4 protein-coding genes are annotated in these 6,313 nt (G+C 65.4%); 3 read left to right on the forward strand and 1 reads right to left on the reverse strand.

Annotation, left to right across the window (positions count from 1 at the left end; all coding sequences use genetic code 11):
- Window positions 1–421 precede the first annotated feature (421 nt).
- Window positions 422–964 carry a hypothetical protein gene (locus AC07D6_RS33400; RefSeq protein WP_479050704.1) on the forward strand — a complete coding sequence of 181 codons (543 nt, stop codon included), beginning with the start codon at window positions 422–424 and terminating at the stop codon, window positions 962–964.
- A complete protein-coding gene (locus AC07D6_RS33405) occupies window positions 961–3,792 on the forward strand; it encodes a helicase associated domain-containing protein (RefSeq protein WP_479050706.1) in 2,832 nt (943 codons plus the stop codon). The genes AC07D6_RS33400 and AC07D6_RS33405 overlap by 4 nt, the downstream gene beginning before the upstream one ends.
- A gap of 173 nt (window positions 3,793–3,965) precedes the next feature.
- Here AC07D6_RS33405 and AC07D6_RS33410 read toward each other — a convergent pair whose 3' ends face one another.
- Window positions 3,966–4,151 carry a hypothetical protein gene (locus tag AC07D6_RS33410; protein ID WP_479050708.1) on the reverse strand — a complete coding sequence of 62 codons (186 nt, stop codon included), beginning with the start codon at window positions 4,149–4,151 and terminating at the stop codon, window positions 3,966–3,968.
- Window positions 4,152–4,303: 152 nt separating this feature from the next.
- On the opposite strand from AC07D6_RS33410, the gene AC07D6_RS33415 reads away from it, so the two are divergent.
- Window positions 4,304–5,758: a hypothetical protein gene (locus tag AC07D6_RS33415; protein WP_479050710.1), complete on the forward strand. Its 1,455-nt coding sequence runs from the start codon at window positions 4,304–4,306 to the stop codon at window positions 5,756–5,758.
- Window positions 5,759–6,313: the final 555 nt, after the last annotated feature.

The raw sequence follows: 6,313 nt of genomic DNA on the forward strand, positions 1-6,313 counted from the left end.
CCCGCGGAGCGGGTATCGTATCGCTGCGCGATACGCAAGCGAACCACCGCGCTGCGCGCGGTGGTTGCGCTCCCGCTCCGCGGGAGCGCTGGTGGCTCGCTGCGCGAGCCACTCACCTCCGGTGCTACGCGCCGGAGGTGACGCCCTGTCCGCTGCGCTCCCAGGGCTGGGTGTTGCGTCCTTGCTTTCCGGGTTACCGCTTCGCTTTAACCCGGGGCCGGCGAGTCCGCTGCGCTCCCTCGCCTCAACGGCCCTTGCGGCTGCGCCTCCAGTCCCTTGGGCCCGCTGCCGCGGGCCTAGCTGGCTACGAGAGCGGGGGTCCTCGTTCGTGCCGGGTTCCAGTGGAGTGCGTGCATCAGATGATAGAGCATGTAGCATTGGCGAAATCTGGGCAACCCCTCCACCGAGGTAGGCGAGCGTCATGGTAGGGCAGTTTGTTTTGGCAGAGATTTCACGTCATGACTGGGACAACATGACGTGTGGATGCATGAGAAATGCCTCTCACGTACCTCATGACTTCCTCGCCTCGTTGCGTGCCGCCCCGCCGGAGCGAGTGGGTGAGGGGTGGGCCGACAACCATGTGTACATCCAGTCCAACCTCATGTCTCCGGCCGTGGCTACTGCGTGCATGGTTGCTGCCTCACTCGCGGACCCTCTGGTGTCGGTTGCGTGGAGGAGAAGCCTCATTCAGGTTCTTTGGGCGCTATGTTACGGCGAACAGGACGATGTTGCTGGCACGTGCCGGGAGGCCGTTCGGCGATGCGTGTGGTCGCTGTATGAGGAGATCGCATCGGGGCGCTCGATGGCCGCGGCCGCGTACGCCTTCGAGCTCCTCGTAGGATTTCCTGAAGAGGCGGAGAGGCTTACCTATTTCCAAGAGAGATACCGTGAGCATCTTCCATCAGACCTCCATGCCGAGCGTTTTGACGTCAACAGCTTTAACGTCCCTGGGGAATCGAAGTGAAAGGGATTACCCTCAAGGAGCATCAAGTCGATCAGAAGTCGGCATTTAGAAAATGGGTAGGATTCCCTGCAAGGTCTCCTCTGCCCCGGGAGGGTGCGCGAGGCACGATCGTGTCAGCGACCGGATCGGGCAAGACGATCACGGCGGCTGCGTGCGCGCTGGAGTGTTTCCCAAGCGGCCGGATCCTCGTCACGGTCCCGACCCTGGACCTGCTCGTGCAGACCGCCCGGGCATGGCGCCTGGTGGGCCACACCGCGCCGATGGTCGCGGTGTGCTCGCTGGAAAACGACCCCGTGCTCAACTCGCTGGGGGTGCGCACCACCACCAACCCGATCCAGCTCGCCCTGTGGGCCGGGTCCGGGCCCGTGGCCGTGTTCGCCACATACGCCTCCCTCGTCGACCGCGAGGACCCGGAAGACCCGACGGGCCGGCGGAAGGTCCGCGGTCCCCTGGAGGCCGCTCTGGCGGGCGGAGAGCGCCTCTACGGCCAGCGGATGGCCGGCTTCGATCTCGCCATCGTGGATGAAGCCCACTCAACCGCCGGTGATCTCGGGCGGCCGTGGGCCGCGATTCACGACAACGCCCGGATCCCGGCGGATTTCCGCCTCTACCTCACCGCGACCCCGCGCATCCTGGCCTCGCCCCGGCCGCAGAAGGGCGCGGACGGCCAGGAGCTGGAGATCGCGTCGATGGCCGACGACCCGGAGGGCACCTACGGCGCGTGGATCGCGGAGCTCGGGCTGAGCGAGGCGATCGAGCGCGAGATCCTCGCCGGGTTCGAGATCGACGTCCTGGAGATCCGCGATCCCTCCCCCGTCCTCGGTCTGTCAGAGGACGCGCTGCGCGGCCGGCGCATGGCGCTCCTGCAGACCGCGCTCCTAGAACACGCGGCACGGTGGAACCTCAAGACGGTGATGACGTTCCACCAGCGGGTGGAGGAAGCCGCCGCGTTCGCGGAGAAACTCCCCCAGACCGCTGCCGAGCTATACATGAACGACGCCTCGGACGAGGACCTAGCGGCCGCGGACCGGCTACCGAAGTCGTCGATCGACGCGGAGTTCTACGAGCTCGAAGCCGGACGGCACGTACCCCCGGACCGAGTCTGGTCGGCATGGCTGTGCGGCGACCACCTCGTCTCCGAACGACGCGAAGTGCTGCGGCAGTTCGCAGGCGGCATCGACGCGGCCGGACGCCGGGTCCACCGCGCCTTCCTCGCCAGCGTTCGCGTGCTCGGGGAAGGCGTCGACATCACCGGCGAACGCGGCGTCGAGGCGATCTGCTTCGCCGACACCCGCGGCTCCCAGGTGGAGATCGTGCAGAACATCGGACGGGCGCTGAGGCTCAACAAGGACGGCTCCACGAAGGTGGCCAGGATCATCGTGCCGGTCTTCTTGGAACCCGGCGAGAACCCCACCGACATGGTCGCCAGCGCTTCCTACCGCCCCCTCGTAGCGGTCCTCCAAGGCCTACGCTCCCACGATGAGCGCATGGTCGAGCAGCTCGCCTCCCGCGCCCTCACCCACGGACAGCGCAAGATCCACGTCCAGCGCGATGAGGACGGGCGGATCGTCGGCGCCAGCGGCGGCGGCAAGGACCAGGAGGACGACGCCGAGTCCGCGCTGCTGCACTTCTCCTCCCCGCGCGACGCGGCGACCATCGCGGCGTTCCTGCGCACCCGCGTCTACCGGCCCGAGTCCTTGGTCTGGCTGGAGGGTTATCAGGCACTGTTGCGATGGCGCCGGGAGAACCAGATCACCGGTCTGCACGCGGTTCCGTACGACGTCGAGGTCGAGGTCGGCGTCACCAAGGACTTTCCGCTGGGGCGGTGGGTGCATCAGCAGCGGAAGGCGCTGCGGGCGGGTGAGCTGGAGGAGCGGCGCAAGACGCTGCTGGACGCCCCAGAGGCCGGGATGGTCTGGGAGCCGGGCGAGGAAGCCTGGGAGGCCAAACTCGCCGCGCTCCGGGCCTACCGGCGGGCCACCGGACACCTCGCGCCGCGGCAGGACGCGGTGTGGGGCGAGGGCGAGGCGATGGTGCCCATCGGGCAGCACATGGCCAACCTCCGCCGGAAGGACGGCCTGGGCAAGGACCCCAAGCGCGCAGCGGAGCGCGCGCAGCAGCTGGCAGAGATCGACCCGGACTGGAACTGCCCCTGGCCGCTCAACTGGCAGCGCCACTACCGCGTCCTCGCCGACCTCGTCGAGGACGAGCCTGGTGGGGTACTGCCCGACATCCAGCCCGGCGTGACATTCGACGGCGACGACCTCGGACGATGGCTCCAACGGCAACGCCGCAGCTGGACGGAACTATCCGAAGAGCAGCAGCAGCGGCTGTCGAAGCTGGGCGTACAACCCGCTGAGGCCCCGTCTCCCGCCCCGACGGACGTGCGTGCGACGAAGGGCACGAGCAAGGCGCAGCAGGCGTTCCAGCGCGGCCTGACCGCCCTCACGCAGTGGGTAGAGCGGGAAGGCGCGGACCGGCCCGTGCCGCGCGGCCACAGCGAAGAGATCACGGTCGACGGCGAGACGGAACCGGTGATCGTCAAGCTGGGGGTGTGGCTCTCGAACACCAAGAGCCGGCGGGACAAGCTCACCGCGGAGCAGCGCGCCGCCCTCGCCGCGCTGGACATGGACTGGGCAGGCGTGGTGCCCGTCGTCGACGCCGCGCCGCAGCCCGTGCCGCCGCCGGCGGCCCCGAAGAAGCGGCCGGTGCGGGAGCACCACGAGGAGTGCGACAAGGAGCTGTACGAGGGCGGGAACTGCACCTGCTGGTCCATCAAAAGGTACGGACCACCCTCCGAACGGGAGAGCTACTGGGACAACTTCTAACCCCCTCCCGAGCCACCGTGAGACCCCGGACCCACCGACAAGGCCCGGGGTCTCGTGCGCTCGGCGCTGCAACGCGGTGATGCAACAGCGGTCCTCGGTAAGGCGCCTGGCGCTTTCACCGCAGGTCAGACGTGCAACACGGCCGGGTGTTGCAGCAGCGGCCCGAGGGCCGGCTAGCGGTGGCGCGGGATGGTCACCTGGACCTCCGCCAGGACGATGCCGGTCGCCGGGTCCCGGTGACCGGGAACGTACAGGGCCCAGTCGGCCTCGCCGGCGGTGAGCCAGTCTCCCTTCCACGGGGCGTCGGTGGTCTCCAGTACGCGACCGGCGAGCGGACCACCCGCGAAACGAATGATCACAGTTCTGCATCCACCCGGCGGGAGCGTCCCGCCTCATCCCTTGGTGGGGCTCAGCGCCCTGTACTGCGCTAAGCATCGCCGCTCGGGCCGTCCGCCGAGCGGTGTGAGGAAATCGCTAGTAATTAGGTCAAGAGAGAAGACAAAATACCTCCGTGACCACCAGTAGTAGATGGATCAACCTCGCGGTCTCGCAGCTGCCGCCGGCGAAGCTGCGGACGCTCGCGAATGATGCAGGTCTCGAAGTGCGTCGGACTTCGGATGGCGGTTGGCGTGTGTGCGTGCAGGAGGATTACCGGCGGAGTCAGTCACCGTTGCTGCGCTCTGAGCGTGCCAGCGCATCCGACCCAGCATCCTTTTCGCGGCTGACTGAACTATTTGATACCCCTATAGAGCTTTCGTCCCTCACTCAGGCTGGCCACGCGAAGGTCTGCCAGCAGAAAACGCCCGCTGCACTGGCAGCCCAGTTCCAGCTCGAGTTCATGTTTGCTCCCGGAAGACAACTGGCTGATCTCATGCGAGCCTTCTTGAGTGAACGTGCGACGTTGCTGGACGGGCCAGCTTCTGAGATCCACGTTGTGTTGAGCGACTCTACCCTGCCTCGCCGGGCAAACTTCCCACGCATCCTTACCTCGCTTGCCTTCCAAAAAGAAGAACTTCCCGCAATAGGCGGGGAAGTCGGGAAGCTCTTCCCTGCCGCACAAGGACTCACGCAAGACGTTTCTATCGGCGCACTCACGTTTGTACTTCCAGCGCTCTCCGCAGCGTCTCCGAAAGTACTTGGTGTAGCGGCTGTCCGTTTGCTCGCATGCGGTGTGTGGCTGTTTGGTCAGGCGCTGAATGATGCGGATTGGCCAAGCAACCGTCTCACCGATGCGCTTCTCCCGACAGCACGCTTCGATACCCCGAAGGGGCGCGCTACTACCCCCAGCGTGGAAAATACGGGTCCGTATCTCAGCTGGTGGGTGCAACGCTCCGGCGAACTCCTCCGCATAGCTACCGACCCTGTTGAATTCAAAGATGAACAGGGCTTCTATTCGCCGACCCGTCACCTCGCCTTCATTGCGAGCCTGGGGCGCTTCTACCGTGACACAGCCGAGGCTATGCGCTCGAACAGTCACAGTGTCGCCCTGCGCGCGGCATACGATGCACTCGATTGCCTGGAAGGAATGCGATGGAACGCCTTCGACAACGCAACCAATCCCAGCAAAGTCCGTAAAGTCTTGGAGAGACTGCGCGAGACGCTGCCTTCCCCGGTAGCCGAAGTGGCACTTCCTCTGTGCGAGCGCGCAGCACGAGCCCTGGAAGAGGTGCGGGATGGTTTCATCCCCAGAAGCCGCCACTACTCCACCGGCGGGTTGGTTGAAATGCCAGGGAAGGGAGGTCCGCAAAGCATTTCCTGGGACAAGGCTGTCCAGATGTACATCCGTCTGGATCGGAACAGCGCTCATTCATTCGGAAAGATCGAGGAGGATCCTCTCGACCGCAGTCTTCTTTTTGCCCACGAGGGAGTGATTCCCGGAGACCTATGCTACCTTCCTTTCCTTCATTTGATGGATATGCTAGTTAACTGTGAGCGTCTCCAAGTACAGCTCTCCAAGCGCCGCTAAAGGGCGCGTGCTGCAGAAAGTCGTGAACTGGACATCTTATGGCTGGGATATTGAGGGCCGATCGACTATAAATGGAGACATTTACCGGACTGCGGGTTGATCAATCGTGTAGGCCATCCTGGATGCCGAGACTCGACTGGTGGTGACCACGGGCCTGGCCGGTGCCGGGCCGACGGCGAGAGCGGCACGGTGGATCCGGCCACCGCGCAACCGGCGGAACGCACCCTAATCCCCGGTCGCGGCCGTACCGCCCATTCCTTACTCCTTCACTCCAGCCAGGAGACATGGTCAGAAGTACCGTTTCCAAGACAGCGGAGCGGAGTGGGGTGTACCGCCCCATGACATTCACGACGACACCAGATACCGCACCACGACAGTGGCCACGCCCTCCATCAACACTCGGCCAGCGAAAACACCCGGCCTGACGTGCCGTCACTGATACCAACTCACTGCCACTAAACCCAATACCGGTGACTTTGAGTGGTGTGGGTCGTTGGTTGTGGTGTGCCAAGGCCTGGGCAGGTGAAGTCGTCGGGTGGCCGGTTGTCGGACCGG

Source organism: Streptomyces sp. NPDC045287 (assembly GCF_056432325.1).